The following is a 16,696-nucleotide window of genomic DNA, read 5'->3' as shown; positions in this document are numbered from 1 at the left end:
GGAAATAAAAAAACTCGTCTTCGAACTAATTTGAAATTAATTACTTTTAAGATATTTAAAAAAAATATCATTTAGTTTTGAGATTAGTATTATTTATGGTTACTTTAACTTTCTCTCTCCTAAGAAACTTAATAGCAATAAGTTTAAGTTTAATTTTAACCAACCAATTAAATGAAAAAAAAAGATTTTTTTTCCGTTTTCATTTTCTCCTTTGCCTTTTTCTTTGGATTTACTCAATCTGTTAAGATTCAATTTGATCATATATCAAATGAATATAAAGTTGAAAAAATCAGTTCTTCAAACGGAGATACAAATATTCTAATTACTGATAACAAATCTATAGGAGATCCTAAACAATTTGTTATAAACAAGACCTTCTCTCAGACAACTTTTGTGAATAAAGTTGTTGAACATATGAAAAGTGTTTCTAAGAGCTATTTTTTTCAATTTAAAGATAAAATAACCTTAGAAATACCTAAAGAAAAGTTAAAATATAAGGATTATAGCTTTATTAAACCCGAAAGACAAACTTTGGACAAAATGATAAAAGGAGCTATTGATTTGAATAATAAGGATTTTGAAGAGTACTTGACTTCTATTGCAACGGATAGTTCTAAAAATATTTTTACTAAAGAAGAACACTTTAAGTTTAAAAAGAATAGTGATAATAAAGTGGAATTTAAAAATGGAGAAAACACCTTATTTATAGTAGATAATGAAAAGAACTTTTATGACAATATTTATGAAAAATTTGAGACCATCTCAGATAGCTTGAAAAAGGTTTTAATTTCAAAAGAGGCTTTTAATAAAATCGCATCTTTAAATGTAAATGACAGCTATAAGATTAGCCTTGGAGAACTATATGATGAAATATTAAAAGATTCAGATTATACTTTTATCAGTAATGTGGTATTATCTTATCCCGATAACAAAAAAGATTCTATCTATAACATTAGCGTTAGAAACAACCATGATTTGAAATTTTATAATTTGAAATTTTGCAATGAAAATCTCGAGTGCAAAAAATCTATTAAAATTCTTTATTCCTCTGAAAAAGTGATTTTCAAGAAAATAGTTAACAGTTTTATCAAAAAAATTGATACAAATTTTGTGCACCTTAATGAAGATTATATGGCAGAATTATACCTTTTAGTAAAGGCTCACAATGAAAAAAGTATTATAAAAGATGCTCAAAAACCTTATAATAAAAAAATTGATTCTTTAGTTACAGCAATTGAAAATTTAGCGACTCAATATTCTGGTAAACTAAAATTGAATAAAACCATAAGAGTTTATAGAAAAAAGAAACCTGTACAGGATACAACTTTTAAGGTTGATTATGCTACACTTCGATTTTTTAATAATAAGGCAAAAGAAATTGTAGTGGTTGGTCAATTATCTAATAACTCAAGAGAATTTACTGTTGTCAATTATCAATTTAGTATTCCTTTAAGGTCCTTCAGAAATAGTCTGAACTTTGTACCGATATCTCCCAATGATGATGATGCCCATAGATTATATTTAAACTATAATGATTTATTTGAATATTATCCTAAAGACGAAAGTTCTAATTATTCTGCTAGAAATAAAGCATATAAGATAAAGGCAGATAGTACTGTTGTTATAGAAGAACGTAAACTAATGGACTATTTTACGGCGGTAGTCTTCTCGGATTTTTTGGGGTTAAATAATCAAAACTCTAATAGCATATTACAGGCAGAAGGAAGAATTAAAATTCCGATTTGGATTCATAATTGGAGCTATTTTTCCATTTTACATTCATTATATGCTGATATTAATGCAACTATTTATAATGGGTTTGACGATAACTCTAGGTTTATTACACCTATTTCGGTTGCTGTTGATTCCAATGATGACAACATTCTTTTATCTGCGACTATTAATAATTTTGATTATATAAAATATAATAATTTAAATGCTGGATTAGGTCTTGATTTGATTAATTTGGAATTAAAAGGATTATCCACTGAGTGGAGTTTTGGGTACGGACTAAGGTATTATAGAGCAGGATTAAAACATACGAAAGTAGAAGATGGGGTAGATGTAGTTAAAAGATATCAATTAAATGCTCTTACACATGAAATAAGTACAAACTTTGAAATTCGCCCACAATTAAACTTTGGGGCAGATTTAAACGTTGCTTTCAATTGGTTGAATGGAAGAGGGTCGGTTGAAAATTTAGATATATTGTATAATCAACAGGATGATAATGATAAAAAGGAAGTTTTAAGACTTCAATTAAATTTATACAGCAAAGTGAATCCTAATGAATCCAATGGAGGAATTTATGCTAGAATCGGAGGTTTTTATCATATTGGAGCTAAGGATTTTTACCCGCAAATACTTGTAGGATATGCTACTAACTTATCATCTTTTGTAAATAAGTTTACAAAAAAAGAATAATCGATAAAGTTGATTTTTTATAATTAATGAAGAAAAGAGATAGCTAATGTGTAGTTAAAATTATCTCTTTTCATTAAAGTATATTAACTAAATCTCTTAATCCTCTTTTATGGAATAACAAGCATATTATCATTTACTGGCGTTTTACATACACAAGAGTTATCGTTTAATGGCTTTTCAAGTATTGGAGTATTCAAATTTTTATTGGGCGCAAATATAATCTGTCCTTTTAATACATCTGCCCAACAATAAAGACTAAAGGATGAAGGTGTACGTGTACCGAATTCCCATTTACTTACTTAATCGGTCAGCCACGTTGAGGGCGTAATTAACGTCCTCCTGTGTCATTTTTAGGTCAATCCTCCTCTTGACCATTGTTTTAACAATATCATAGAGAAAATCTTCTCTTGTCTTAGGTGGATAGATAAATTCTTTATTCATAGTTTTTTTCCTTGTTTTGTTTATAGTTTATGGATATATCCATAAGCATTAATCGGGGAACGTATACGCACTATAATAATATTTCCATATAAAATATAAGTTTATAGTTGATAAACATCACTGTGTTTCAAACATAAGATTTGAGGTATTTTATAGTGCGTGTTAAAAAACATTCCTTCTAGCTATTTCTTTTTCAACCCGAAACCAAGAAAAGGAAATTTTTTAATGAAAACCATTAATAATAACGGTGTCATTCTCATTGACCCAGACATAGAAAAGGAAGTGATTATTGGCTTATTACTAGAAATGAATGCATTTGCATCCATTAAAACAGCTGAATTAGCTACGACACTTGATAAAATGACACAGTATAGAGAACGTAAAGCTGGACGTTTCCCTAGACTTCATTCTTTAACTCATCATGGACGAAGGAAAGCTTATAAGATACAAGATTTGAAAAACTGGTTACAAGACCCTGTGAATTATAGGAGTCCAGATTTTTCGGAATATCAAGATTTTGAATAGGGTTAGCAATTTTTTCTCTTAGTTCATTAAAATTTGGTACGCTCTCAACATTAGGGCTATTAATAATTTAGTTCTATAGCTCTGTTGAGGGCGTCTAAAGTCAGATTTTTCTCTTTATCATAAACATATTGGTCATATATGTCCGTAGCATCTTTGTTAGTGTGGTTTAATGCCATAGCGGCAAAATCCCTTCTACCGAAAAGACCCGCTATCATTGTTGCACCAGTGCGTCTTAAATCATGAGGATAAAATCGTTCTTTGATATTAAAACTATCAAAATGTCTTCTGATTGGTTGAGATAATGCCCAACCACACATCATATCTAGATTTTCTTTCTCAATGCCACAGGTACTTATTTTACCAGTAGAGCCAAAAACATAACCTTTGCCATCAGTATAATTTCTAGCTTTATTCAATATTTTTATTGCTAAGTCACCTAAATAGACACGGTGCATACGCCCATTTTTTGAAGTTGGCATTGTCCATATTCTTGAATTTAAATCTACATGAGACCATTTCATAGTTCGTACTTCGTTTGAACGAGCAACCGTATAAAGTAAAATATCGTAAAGCAAGACGACTAATATCTGCCATTAAAATGTCATCAAAAGTTGTAACTACAAAATTACTCCTATCTCACAAGATAATTTGCAACAAATGGTTTAATTTAATTCATGGTATAAATGCTGAATATCTTTTAAATTACCCCAAAAAACCTAGGCAACCATAAACTTAATTCTGAAAAATACGTTACTAGAAGTAACGAAATTATCATAGCCAGAAAAAGTGGCAAAAGGGGTTTAATTACTTTTTCAATTGTCGTATTTGCTATACCTACACCCACAAAAAGTACCGAGCCTACTGGAGGAGTACACAATCCTACACATAAATTTAAAATCATTATGATTCCAAACTGCACCGGATCCATTCCTAATTCTATAATGATAGGTAAGAAAATTGGTGTAAAAATTAAAACTGCTGGTGTCATATCCATAAAAACACCAACAAATAATAGCAACAAGTTTATAATTAGCAAAATGATTATAGGGTTGTTACTGAGTCCTAATAACATGGTACTGATATCCTGCGGAATATTTTCGTAAGACATCACCCAAGACATACTCATTGATGTTCCTATTAAAAGCATTACGATTGCAGTAGTCCCACAAGAATCTAATAATATTTTTGGAAGATCTTTAGTTTTTATTTCTTTATACCAAAAACCTAATACCAGTGTATAAAGTACTGCTATCGCTGAAGCTTCTGTGGCTGTAAATATTCCTGCCACAATACCTCCCATAATAACAACCAGAAGCAATAAACTAGGAAATGCGCTAACAAATGTTTTAGTGACTTCCTTTAATGAGCTCCTTTTACCAACATTGTATTTCTTCTTTTTAGCATACAGAGATGCTACAATCATTAAAAACAAACCTGTTAATATTCCTGGTATGTAACCTGCCAAAAAAAGTGCTGCTATAGATACACCTCCACTAGCCAAAGAATAAACGATTAAGACGTTACTAGGAGGAATAATCAAACCCACCGTAGAGGATGTTACATTTACTGCGGCTCCAAATTCCTTGGAATAGCCTTCCTTTTCCATTTCAGGTCCTAAGATGCTTCCCATGGCTGACGCTGAGGCCATAGCAGATCCAGCTATAGCCCCCATTAGCATTGCAGCAATTACGTTTATAAGTGCTAAACCACCCGGTAAAGCGCCTACTAGGGTTTTAGCAAAGTTTATTAAACGATGTGCGATTCCTCCTTTATTCATCAATTGTCCTGAGAGCACAAAAAATGGAATGGCAAGTAGTGCAAAACTATCAAGTCCTGTTCCTATTCTTTGAGAGACAGTTGTAAGTGCTGGAAGTGCAGAAACACTTACCATCATAGTTAATAAAGATGAAATAGCAATGCTCCAAGCAATGGGAACTCCTATAAAAAGTAGAGCAATGAAACTAAAAACTAATACGAGTATTGGTAAATATTCCATTATAATTGTTTGTTTAAAATATCTGAGATTTTATAATAGATAATTAGGATGCCACTAATAGGGATAACAAAATACACAACAGACAAAGGGATTTGCAATGCAGGCGAACTTTGTTTTAATATTGAAGTAATGTATACCAATCTAAAACCACCAACTACTAAAGCAAAAAGGCAAAAGAGGATAATAATGATATTTACAAAAATTTTAAGCTTAACTTGTCCTTCTTTATTTAGTTTTGTTGGGAGCAAATCTATGGCAACGTGCATCCGTCTTCCAGAGATGTAAGCTGCACCGAGTACACCTACCCAAATCATAAGATACCTTGCTAGTTCATCTGTAAATGAACTGGGAACTCCCATAACAAAACGCGTAAAAACCTGCCATAAAACATTAACAACCATAACCCCCATTATTATGGCAAGTACGGTTCCTAAAATTGCATCTATTTTTTTTCTTAGCTCCATATTAATATTCCTATTGGGTTACATATTTATTGTATAGTTTGAATTCTTTTTAGAAGGTTATAAACCGATTTATCATCTTTATAATCTTCATATACAGATTCAACTTTTTCCTTGAATATTGTTTTATCAGGTCTCGTAATAGTAACTCCTGCTTTTTTAACTGCTTCGAGAGCTTCTTCCTCTGAAATTGCCCATAATTTTCTTTGATATTTAACAGAGGTGTCAGCTGCTAATTGCAACCACTTTTTTTGCTGGGAGCTTAGCGCTTCCCAAACATGTGTGCTAATAATTAAAACATCTGGTATGGTTGTATGTTCATCTAAGGAAAAATATTTACAAACTTCATATTGTCTTGAAAGATAAAATGTTGGTGGATTATTTTCTGCACCATCTACTACGCCTTGTTGAAGCGCCGTGTAAAGTTCTCCAGATGAAATTGGGGTTGGTGATCCTCCCATACTTCGAATCATGTTTATGGCAGTTACACTTTCCATGACTCTAATTTTTAATCCATCCAAATTATCCGGACTAAGTATAGATTCTTTTTTTGTGTAAAAACTTCTACTGCCCGCATCATAATAGCCTAAGCCTTTTAACCAATACTGCTTTCCACCGTCCAATAATTCTTTTCCAATAACACCATCCAAAGTTTTAAATGTATGGGCTTTATCTCTAAATAAGAATGGTAACCCAAACACTTTCATATCTGGCGAAAAGTTTTCCATAACCGCTGCAGACACTTTCGTCATTTCCAAACTACCAATTTGCAATAACTCTAAACATTGACGTTCTGATCCTAATTGCTGATTTGGGTATATCTCTAACTTTAACGTACCTTTTGACAAGCTATCTAAGTTTTCAACCATTTTTAGCATCGCCTTGTGTACTGGATGATTGGTATCTAAACCATGTGCTAGTTTGATGGTTTTGTATTTAGACACTTTGCTACAACCGTAGAAACAGACTAGTAAAATAATGACTATTCTTATTTTCATTGATTCTTTGGTTTTTTAATTAATACTACCCAATCTTTTTGGTTCCTGTCTGAAAATTTTCCGAGTGCGACCCATCTGACTCCATCAATATTTTTAATTTTCGATTTTTGAAGCTCAGCTCCTAGTTACGAAGGTGATTAATGCGTTGGTGAAAATCTTCAAAACTTATTACTTGTATATTTTAAATTGCTTTTTAAAAAAAGGATTTCTCGTAACATAAAATCCTTTTTTTATGTTACGAGAAATTTTAAAAACCTTTATTTGCTATTAATTAATAATTACTTTCTTATTTAAAACACCTTTTTCAGAAGATGTTACTTTTAAAATATACATACCTTTAGCAAAATTACTTACATCTATTTGGTTCACATTTTTAGCGGTATATACGGTTTTACCCAATACATTTATAAGATTTAATTCTTTGATATTGATATTTTCAGCACTATCAATGTTTAATTCACTATTAACTGGGTTAGGATATATTTTTATTGAATTAGCTAATTCAAAAGAACTATTTGATAGTGGCACCTGATTAGATACAAACACATTGTCAATAGCATAAATTGGCGTACCTCCACTTACAAATCCTCCAGTATCTGTTTGAACTTGTAATGCACCAAAGCTTCCTGGGGTGACACCACTTAAATCAACTGTTCCAGAGATTTTAATCCACTGACCATCTACAATATCAAAAGAGGTCTGATTTGTTGGGTTTGTAGTACCATTTGTAATATCAAAAACAACGTCTCTCATAACATTAGGACCAGTATTAAAAAAACTATCAGACAAGTCAAACCCCGTACTAGAATTCCCAAAATTTAAATTAATACTCCAGCTTTGTAGAGTAGCAGGAATATCAGTATCACCCGCCACAGGAGCTCCCCAAATTTCAAACTCAAAATATAAGCTAGTTTGCCCTGTAAGATCTAGACCTGTGAAATAAATACCTGCATTAGCATTTAAATAATTTGCTCCACCATTCATACGAAGTGCTTGTTGTCCTGATACATCAGCAGCAACAAATTGAGCGCTTCCTGACCTACTGTGAATTGAAACAGAATTTGTTTTATCTGCCGTACTTGGACTATTGGCCCAATTTTCTTCACCTGCTGTTGGTGTTGCTGTATCTGCAGTGTAATTATATTTTGCAAAACCACTGGCAAGAGAAACTGTTCCTGCTGAAATATCTGTATCTTGAAAGTCTTCATTAATATAGACTGTTTGTGCCTGTGTATTCACAAATATAGCCATAAGAACTACTGATAAACAAGTAGTAATTTTTTTCATAATTTTTAAGTTTTAGAATTATTTAATTACAGTAAAATTATCAGAAACATTAGTTTAATATGAGGTACAAGTAATTCAGAAACAGGGGGACAATTCGTCTTTCTATTTTTTTATGATTATTTTTTTAGTAGAGATTATATTTTCTCTAGATTTTATTGTTAAAAAATAAATTCCATTCGAAAACGAAGCCACATTTATAGGGGTATCGTTTTTTTGACTATGAATTAATTTCCCAGTTTCATCAATCAAGCTTACTGCTACTATTTTAATAGTTTTGTTTAAGGTTTTTATGTTTATAATACTATCTGTGGGGTTAGGAAATACGATGATGTCTTTATTAAAATCTACATCTTCTATGGATAATGCTGTTTTACTTAATTCTATGTCAACTGGCAATGCGTCTTTTGTATCAATAGTAATAGTGGTTTCACTAGTTCCAGAGGTAATATTTACGGCACCACCAGAACTTGAGTTTAATGTCCATTCGCCATTTAAAACCAAATTAATTGTTTTAACTTCACTTTTTTCCGTGGTTTCATTTTTATTTAAATCTGGATTAACAACTGTCATTTTTAAATCATTTCCAGTTTCTTCAGTCATAACTAAACATGGCATATCATTACTTTTTAAGCCTGTAGTATTACCGAAATTTCCTGCCTCGAAAAGCGCATAACCCCTTATATCATTATATTTTATTATATGCGCCATGTCATCGTGTTGTAATACTTCATAAAATGCCGTCGCACTATTATTCATATCATTAGTAAATGCTATCATATCTGCGCCATTAGTCCCAGGAATTATGACATATTCGTATTTTGAATTTACAGGCGCAGTACCATGATTTATGTAAGCTGAAGCAAAATTTCCCGAAGTAGTACCACCCTTTCCATTTTCTCTTGGAGAAACTTGATTTTTTCTATCAATAACCACCGTTGCGTTTTTTACAAAATAACCTGTATTGTACGCATCAATAATCCAATGGCTTGCACTGCTGTTTAAAGTTGAATTATACGGAAAATTTGATGTGCTAACATTATTAACTTGAATTGGTGTGGAAGTTGAACTGAGTTTATTCTGAAATAAGTTTGTAGCCGTAATATTTGAAGCATCGTTATTATTGATATTGCTTCCTAAACAAATGATTTTGCCATCAAAACAAAATACCGATTTCTTAAATGCAAATGTTGGGTTATGAGTTGCTGTGATGGCTTTTTGAGTAAAATCCATACCAAACATACCATAACTGCCTTCAATTTTATCATCAATATAATAAGCGTTTTTTGTTCCGAAACGAAGGCTGTTTGCAAAATTTGAATCTGTAAACTCATCTTGCCTACTTTTACTCGCCTTTAAACTTGAAAAAGGTAAATGGATAGTGGTTGCTCCTGGTGTTTTGTTCCAATCCCATCCACCAATGGCAGTACCAGAATTTAAAGCCCCATCTGGGTAAAGTATCTCTATGGATCCGTAACTTTGATAACGCCCGTAGCGGTTATCTGAACTGTATATTTCAGTTCCCCAGAAATATTTATTAAATCCTTTAATACCTGCTAACCAATTATCTTGTCTATACGTTCCTAAATTTGCGTAATTTATTTGCCAAAATCCTATTGGGAGCGTTTCAGAACCATAAATATTGGTTTGTGAATCGCCTCCTGTTATTCTGTTGTAGGCCTCTATTAGCTGTGTATCTATAGGCGTTGACAACCCTAAATTTTTATGGGCGTTGGTAATGGAGATATCATTAAATGGACTTCTTCCTGACAATCCGTTAGGAAAATCGTTTCTAGACATATTTACTCTGGCAACCAATAGCATTTTTTTAAATACATCTTTTTTGGAGTTGCTTATGCCATATACTCCACCAGAAATAAAGTTCACAGCCGTGGACAGACTTTTATAAGCCCCAAAAGCATATTGTGGGTAATAGGTCCCATGGTGAAACCCTGTATAATCTGCCTTTACTCCATTTTTACTAACTAAAGACGTTGGTGTTAACCAATTTTCTACATATTGTTTATAGCCTTTTAAATATTGTACTTTTTCAACGTCTGTTTCTTTGTACAAACATGCACCAAGTATAGAAATTGCTCTTGTTAAAGCATCGTCCATATTGCTTTTATATGCTGTTGGATGCCAAATAATATCTGTACCTGCGTACCATTCTACCATTTTTCTGGAATCATCCCACAAACCTGCAGTTACAAGTTCGTCTTTCATCAAATGAATAGCTTTTGATACATCCCTAAAACTATAACCAATATGGTGCATAGTTTCCAATAAACTGCCATCTGCATAACCTTGATCTAAAAGATATCTAACCGTGTTTAAAAAATAGGTTAAGCTTGTTGCTGTATTTCTATGTTTATAATCTCTGGCCAGAGTATGGATAAAACCATCAACCACGTCAATATTTTGGGCATTTCCGTAATCTTTTCCATAAAGCGGTTTTCCAGTTACAATTCCTCCAGAATACACAATATTTTGATTGTTGTATGCAGAAATGGCATTGTTTAAGTTTGAATTGCTAGGCGCACTTCCTAAAATAAGGTCATCATATTTTTGTTTAACCACATTAAAATCTGCTAATTCTTGTGCCGAAGGTGTTGTAGCAGGAATTGTTTTTGGCAACGATTGAAAATACATAAAATCGAACCAATGTTTGTCATTATCTAAGGTTATAAAAGGTAATTGATAATCGGCAGATCGATCAGTATTTCGTTCCATAGTATAGTCTATAAAATCAAAATGTAAAGTACCGCTACCTGCCGCTGGAGCCTTAATTTTTAACGTCGTAATATTATTGGAGCCTTTTGGTCCTAACATTTCATTTTTATAACTAGCGGAACCAGCTCTCCATCCAGTAAAGTTTAAATAAAATGGATAATTAAATTGTTTCACGCCATTATTATCATAAAATTCAATTTCTAAATTGCCTGTGTTAATGGCATTGGTATTATAAATCCAAATTCTGAACATGTTTTGAAAAAAGCCCTGAACTTGGGCAGGCACTAATCCTTCCGCCTGTAAATTAGTAACTGTTAATTCATCGTTTGCAGACCAATCCCATTGTAACGATTTGCTTCCTAGTTTGTAATGACTTGATGAAATAGATAAGCTACCCAAAGCTGCGTTCCAGTTTGAAGGTACTGATGTGCCTTCAAAAGATTGATCTTGAGCATAAACTCTAGCTTGAAAGCAAATAAAAACAAACAGGACTAGCTTAAAGCATATTAGGCTACGCTTTATTAGCATATAAAAATAGAGGTGTATCATTTTAGAATTTTTTTTAGCAATTAATACTTCAAAAATAAGTTTCAGGGTTTGAAGAGATAGGATACATAAAATTCATTTATAGGGTTAAATTCGTCTTTTCAGACCTGCCAGGTTTTAAAAACCTGACAGGTCTTGCCCATTTTGATTATGAAAATAATATTTAGGCTTTTGTTTTGTTAGTAAACGTTCTAAATTCATGCCTACAAGGTTTTTATAACCTTTCAGGGTATTTTACAAATCATGGATTTTGAGAGATTTATTTAATTGACTTCTATGATTTCTGTTCCCTTTAAAATACCATTTTCATTGAACGTATCAATAGTGAAGTAATACTTTTGAAATTTATTTAACGTTCTAATAGTAAGAGAATTGCTTTTTAGAACCTGATAATTATGATATAATTTTTCTGGATGAATCCCGTAACGAATGTTATACCCAACTGTACCATCAACGGTATTCCATTTTAGGTTGACGATACATTTATCTTCTTCTAGCCTTGATATTTGTAATTTTGGTTTTTCAGTTGGGATATTACCTTGCGCATTCCCAAAAACCCTAAAATCTGCCAGAGCAAATGTTCCATCTGGGACAAGATAATTCGTTATTTTTAAATACCTCGCTTTAATCGAAGTTTGCAATGGTGTAAAATCGTGAGGTACATCTTCTTTATGCTTTGTTTTATCAATTAAAGTGTACCATGTGCTATTATCTTGTGAATATTCTAAAAGATATTGATGGTATATATTTGCATTTCTACCGTGTAACGTTGTGTTATGCTCTGCATAATTTATTTGAACAGCATTAATTACCACCTCTTTCTCTAAATCCATCTGAAACCACTCGCCTTGATCCCCCGTTTTGGCACTCCAATAGGTTCTTACTTCTTCATCTGAAGCTAAATTTTTAGTATGATCTTCTAACTCTGAAGACACTCTAATGGGTTTATCATACGACAATAACATCCAATTGGGAAATAATTCTTCAGGACTTGAAATTTTCTTTTGAGGTACTTCATAAGGAAAATCTCCAAAACCAGTGTACGCATATAGCATATTATCGTCATCAAAAAAAGCGGGATACATACCAATTCTCCTTTCAAACTTATGTTTTAATGTAAGAACCATGGTACCCATATGCCAATAATTCCCATAACGATCTTGAAATGTGTTACCATGTCCAGCACCATTTATAAAGCCCTCTGGTTTAATAGCCATAGGGTTGTGCTCCGCTAATTTAAAAGGTCCTAAAGGGTTATCTGCAATATAAACGCCGTCGTTATAACTTTTAAATCGTGTTCCAGGACCTGCATATTGTAAATAATATTTTCCTTGGTGTTTATTAACCCATGCACCTTCTATCCAAGGATTAAGGTCTTGGTCATTATAATCTCCCCAACGTTCCCAACCGTAATCTTCTTTTTTGCTATTTAAAATTGCAATGGGTTCTGTTATTGGGTTTAAGGTATTAACATCTAATTCTACGACTTCTAACGGGTTTTTATTAGAACAACCATAGTACAGAAATAATCTACCTTCATCATAAAACAAGGCTGGGTCTGTCATTGCTATTGGAAAATTCGGATTAGCAATCTCCCACTCCCCTGATTTCGGATTGGTTGTTTTATAAATGGTTATTGGCGCTTTATTGTTGGATGCCATAAAATACAGGGTATCTTTGATAACCACTGCAGTAGGCGCATAATCCTCAAATGGGAGTTGTTTAGATGTAATGACATCCCAAGTAACCAAATCGTTTGACGTCCAATAGCCTCCAGATTTTGATGCAAATAAGTAATAATCGTCTTTGTAAAGTACCACCGTTGGGTCGGCCGCTTCGCGTCTCGAAGGTCCGTCATCTACTGCAAATCTATAATTGAGATCTAATGGATTGCATACCATCGTTTGCTTAGTTGGTGGAGCAACTTCATCTGAAACTTTTTTTGTGTTGGTATTGCAACAAAAAAATGAGACACTTAATACTGAAATAAAAAATGAGACTGTTATTTTTTTATACATCTAATTCGTGTTTTATAACTAGAACTTCTATGGTTTTTATTTTAATTCTAACGCCTCTGTTTTAGAATAATCTTTACCTCTTATGGCTTCAAATTCGGTAATCATTTTTTTTAACTTTTCAGGCATTTTTTGAGCTAGATTATTTTTTTGACCAATATCTTCCCTTAAATTGAAAAGCATATAATCATCTGCATTACCCAATTCAATATTTACCTGCTTTTCTATTTCAGGTCCTTTATAGGGTGGTATCATAATCCAATCTCCTTTTCTAAAGGCGGTTCTGGTAGTAGCCTCAATAACAAGTTTTTCACGTCCGGTTTTACTTTTTCCTAAGAATGTGCTTAGTAAATTTTCACTGTCTAGGTTTTCAGTTTTATTATCAACTAAATGTGCTATAGATTCCATTAAATCTACCTGACACACCAAAGCATCAGAAATCGTAGGTGCTATTTTTCCTTTCCAATATGTGATAAAAGGGACTCTCGTACCAGCCTCAAACAAACTGTATTTACCACCACGAAGTGTCCCATTTGGGTCATGTTCTCCTAATTTTTCAACAGCATCATCATAATAGCCATCATTCAGCACAGGTCCGTTATCACTTGATAAAATAATTAAGGTGTTTTCTAACAGGTTTTCTTCTTCTAAAGTTTTTATAAACTCTCCTACGCACCAGTCTGCCTCAACAATCACATCGCCTCTTGGCCCTAATTTAGAAGCTCCAATAAATCTAGGATGTGGTGTACGCGGTACATGTGGTTGTTGCATGGCGTAATACAAAAAGAAGGGGGTATCTTTATGTGCTTTTACATAACTTTGTACTTTGTTTAGAAAGTGGTCTGCCATATCCACATCACTCCATTTGGCTGATTCTCCCCCTTTCATATAACCAATTCTGGGAATACCATTAATAATGCTACTATTATGACCGTGATGCCATTTCATACTAAGTAATTCTGGATTGTCTTTTCCTGTTGGCTGTCCTTCAAAATTTGTTTCATAATTTATTTCAATAGGATCGTTAGGGTTTAAACCATCTACGAATCCGTTATCTATATAAACGGTTGGGACACGATCTTGAGTAGCCGCCATAATGTATGAATAATCGAATCCTACTTCATTAGGACCTGGTGCTATCTTTTTATTCCAATCTACAATACCCTGTCCTAAGCCCAAATGCCATTTACCAATTACCGCAGTTTGGTAGCCTTCATTTTTAAGTAATTTAGGTAAAGTTTGTTGTTCTGTACTAATTAATAATGGTGCTGTGCCTGGTAAAATTTTAGCATCTTTATTTCTCCAAGGGTACATACCCGTAAGAAGTGCATACCTGCTTGGGGAACAAGTAGCTGAAGTTGCGTAGCCGTTTGTGAATTTTACACCTCCATTAACCAACCTATCTATGTTTGGTGTTTCTAAACCTTTTGCTCCGTAAGAACTCAAATCGCCATAACCCAAATCATCCAGATAAATAATAACAATGTTTGGTTTTTCTTGTAATGTTGCTTGTGGTGTTACTTGTTTTTTCTTGTTTTTTTCCTGACAACTATGAAATGTGATAAAAACAATAAATAATAATAATGTGTGAAATATGCCTTTTGAAACCCTTTTTTTGAAATTATATGTCATGTTTAGAATGCCTGTAATAATGAAACGTTGTTTCTAAATTAATTATTTTAGATAGCGCTATAAGGAATAATATCCTTGTACTTTTTCTCTTGAAACCATGGGTCGTTCGTTTTTTCTAATAGTCTAGCTAATTCTTTAAGCAACACATTTGAAACCTCTGGTTGTTCTTTTATATCAATTTTATTAAGTTGATAAGGATCTTTTAAGTTGTCGTAGAAAAAAGCTTCTTCAACTTTGGTTCCTTTATCTTTATCCCATTGTTTTTTATTTTCTCTTAAACATAGAGAATATCTGTCTGTAAAAACACCTCTAGAATTACCCAGCATAAATAAAATGGCCTCTGGTTTTTTAACAGTACTGCTTTCTTTATTCATTAATAAAGATGAAAAGTTGGTGCCTTCAATGTCGTTAGGAATTTGCTCTCCTAAACCAGCAAGCCCCATTATAGTTGGTAATACATCGGGAACACTAAATAAAACATTGGTTGTTCCTTGCTTTAAACCTTTTGGCCAATGTACAATAAACGGAATTGCCGAAGCCTCTAATTCAACTGCATTCTTTCCTTGCTTACCATGACTCCCTAACATTTCACCATGATCTGAACTAAAAACTACAATGGTATTATCTAACGCTCCCATTTTTTCTAGTTGATCCAGTACCAATCCGATATAGTAATCTGAACTTGTAACGTTGGCGTAGTAATGTCTTACATAACTACCAACTTCTTTGTCTGCGTTACCCCTAACTAATAAGGTATCGATTTCTGGAAATTTATCTGCATCGTAGTACTTTCTTAAAGTTTCCATGTCCGTATTGTCATCACTCCAAGGGTTATGAGGTGGATTCATGGACCATATCATACAAAAAGGCTTACTTGTATCTCTTTGTCCTCTGGTATTTTTTAAATAATCGATAATTATTTTAGATTCATTCTTTGGAGAAAATATTTTAGGTAAGTGCAATTCCCCATCTTTTTTACCTTCAATAGTAAAGGGATCATTAGAATATATATGTGGGTTAAAGTGAGAATCTTTAATAGATTCATAAAAATATTCAATACCATGACGTTTTCCCGGAGGCACATAAGTATCATATTTATTAACATAATTGCCTCCCGGTGGTTCTTTGGTGCCAACGTAATTACCTTTATCGTCAAATAATGGTTCTGGTTTTAACCAATGGCATTTTCCAAAATAGGCAGTGTTGTAACCTGCATTCAAAAATAAATCTGGAATGGTTGGAATATCATCTTTTAAACTATGATCTCTACCTACTTTACAGTTATTCCAAATGCCATTTTGCTCTGGGTATTTACCAGACATTAACATGCCTCTATAAGGGCTACACAACGGATAATTACTTACTGCCTGAGTAAAAACCACTCCATTTTTTGCTAATCTATCTATGGTTGGCGTTACTACAAGGTCTGGTTTACCAACAACCAAGTCTTTATAAGGTGCTTCAGACCAAAACCCTGCACTATATCTTCTAAGTTGGTCTGGAAATACAATAAGAATATTTGGTTTTTTAGGAGTTTCTGTTAGTGTATTTTGAGCTAAATCTTCTTTTTCAGAATGTGATTTACATCCAAAAACACTAAGTAGACAAAGTAATGCGGAAGCCAGATAAATTCTTTTCATA

At 32.8% G+C, this 16,696-nt stretch carries 11 protein-coding genes; 2 read left to right on the top strand and 9 right to left on the bottom strand.

Translation table 11 applies throughout. The annotated features are described in order from the left end of the window. Positions 1-171 precede the first annotated feature (171 nt). Both EM932_RS01235 and EM932_RS01230 read left to right on the top strand, forming a co-directional pair. A complete protein-coding gene (locus EM932_RS01235; RefSeq protein ID WP_135874655.1) occupies positions 172-2,424 on the top strand; it encodes a transcriptional regulator in 2,253 nt (750 codons plus the stop codon). Positions 2,425-3,090: 666 nt separating this feature from the next. Next, entirely contained in the window at positions 3,091-3,390 is a 300-nt protein-coding gene (locus tag EM932_RS01230; protein ID WP_135874653.1) for a hypothetical protein, read from the top strand. Between the two features lie 59 nt (positions 3,391-3,449). On the opposite strand, the gene EM932_RS01225 is transcribed toward EM932_RS01230, so the two are convergent. The 9 genes from EM932_RS01225 to EM932_RS01185 all read right to left on the bottom strand — a co-directional run bounded on the left by EM932_RS01225 (position 3,450) and on the right by EM932_RS01185 (position 16,695). Beyond that, positions 3,450-3,965 (bottom strand): tyrosine-type recombinase/integrase, encoded by a 516-nt coding sequence (locus EM932_RS01225; RefSeq protein WP_170179688.1) that lies wholly within the window; start codon positions 3,963-3,965, stop codon positions 3,450-3,452. 122 nt (positions 3,966-4,087) lie between these two features. Then, a complete protein-coding gene (locus EM932_RS01220) occupies positions 4,088-5,386 on the bottom strand; it encodes a TRAP transporter large permease (RefSeq protein ID WP_135874650.1) in 1,299 nt (432 codons plus the stop codon). Beyond that, positions 5,386-5,850 (bottom strand): TRAP transporter small permease, encoded by a 465-nt coding sequence (locus tag EM932_RS01215; RefSeq protein ID WP_135874648.1) that lies wholly within the window; start codon positions 5,848-5,850, stop codon positions 5,386-5,388. Before EM932_RS01215 ends, EM932_RS01220 begins: the two co-directional genes overlap by 1 nt. Positions 5,851-5,876: 26 nt before the next feature. Then, entirely contained in the window at positions 5,877-6,845 is a 969-nt protein-coding gene (locus tag EM932_RS01210; protein WP_135874646.1) for a TRAP transporter substrate-binding protein, read from the bottom strand. Between the two features lie 267 nt (positions 6,846-7,112). Next, positions 7,113-8,132 (bottom strand): T9SS type A sorting domain-containing protein, encoded by a 1,020-nt coding sequence (locus EM932_RS01205; RefSeq protein ID WP_135874644.1) that lies wholly within the window; start codon positions 8,130-8,132, stop codon positions 7,113-7,115. A 102-nt stretch (positions 8,133-8,234) separates the two neighbouring features. Then, positions 8,235-11,411: a chondroitinase family polysaccharide lyase gene (locus EM932_RS01200; RefSeq protein ID WP_135874642.1), complete on the bottom strand. Its 3,177-nt coding sequence runs from the start codon at positions 11,409-11,411 to the stop codon at positions 8,235-8,237. A gap of 260 nt (positions 11,412-11,671) precedes the next feature. After that, the gene (locus EM932_RS01195) at positions 11,672-13,426 is read right to left on the bottom strand and encodes a family 43 glycosylhydrolase (RefSeq protein ID WP_135874640.1); all 1,755 of its coding nucleotides are present in this window, start codon (positions 13,424-13,426) and stop codon (positions 11,672-11,674) included. 36 nt (positions 13,427-13,462) lie between these two features. Next, positions 13,463-15,055 (bottom strand): sulfatase family protein, encoded by a 1,593-nt coding sequence (locus tag EM932_RS01190; protein ID WP_135874638.1) that lies wholly within the window; start codon positions 15,053-15,055, stop codon positions 13,463-13,465. Between the two features lie 47 nt (positions 15,056-15,102). Continuing rightward, on the bottom strand, positions 15,103-16,695 hold the full coding sequence (locus EM932_RS01185; protein WP_135874636.1) for a sulfatase family protein: 1,593 nt from the start codon (positions 16,693-16,695) through the stop codon (positions 15,103-15,105). Position 16,696 lies beyond the last annotated feature (1 nt).

It is taken from the genome of Flavivirga rizhaonensis, assembly GCF_004791695.1.
GTDB classification, from domain to species: domain Bacteria; phylum Bacteroidota; class Bacteroidia; order Flavobacteriales; family Flavobacteriaceae; genus Flavivirga; species Flavivirga rizhaonensis.
The sequence above is the reverse complement of the archived record's forward strand: the minus strand, read 5'-3'. Positions and strand labels throughout refer to the sequence as shown.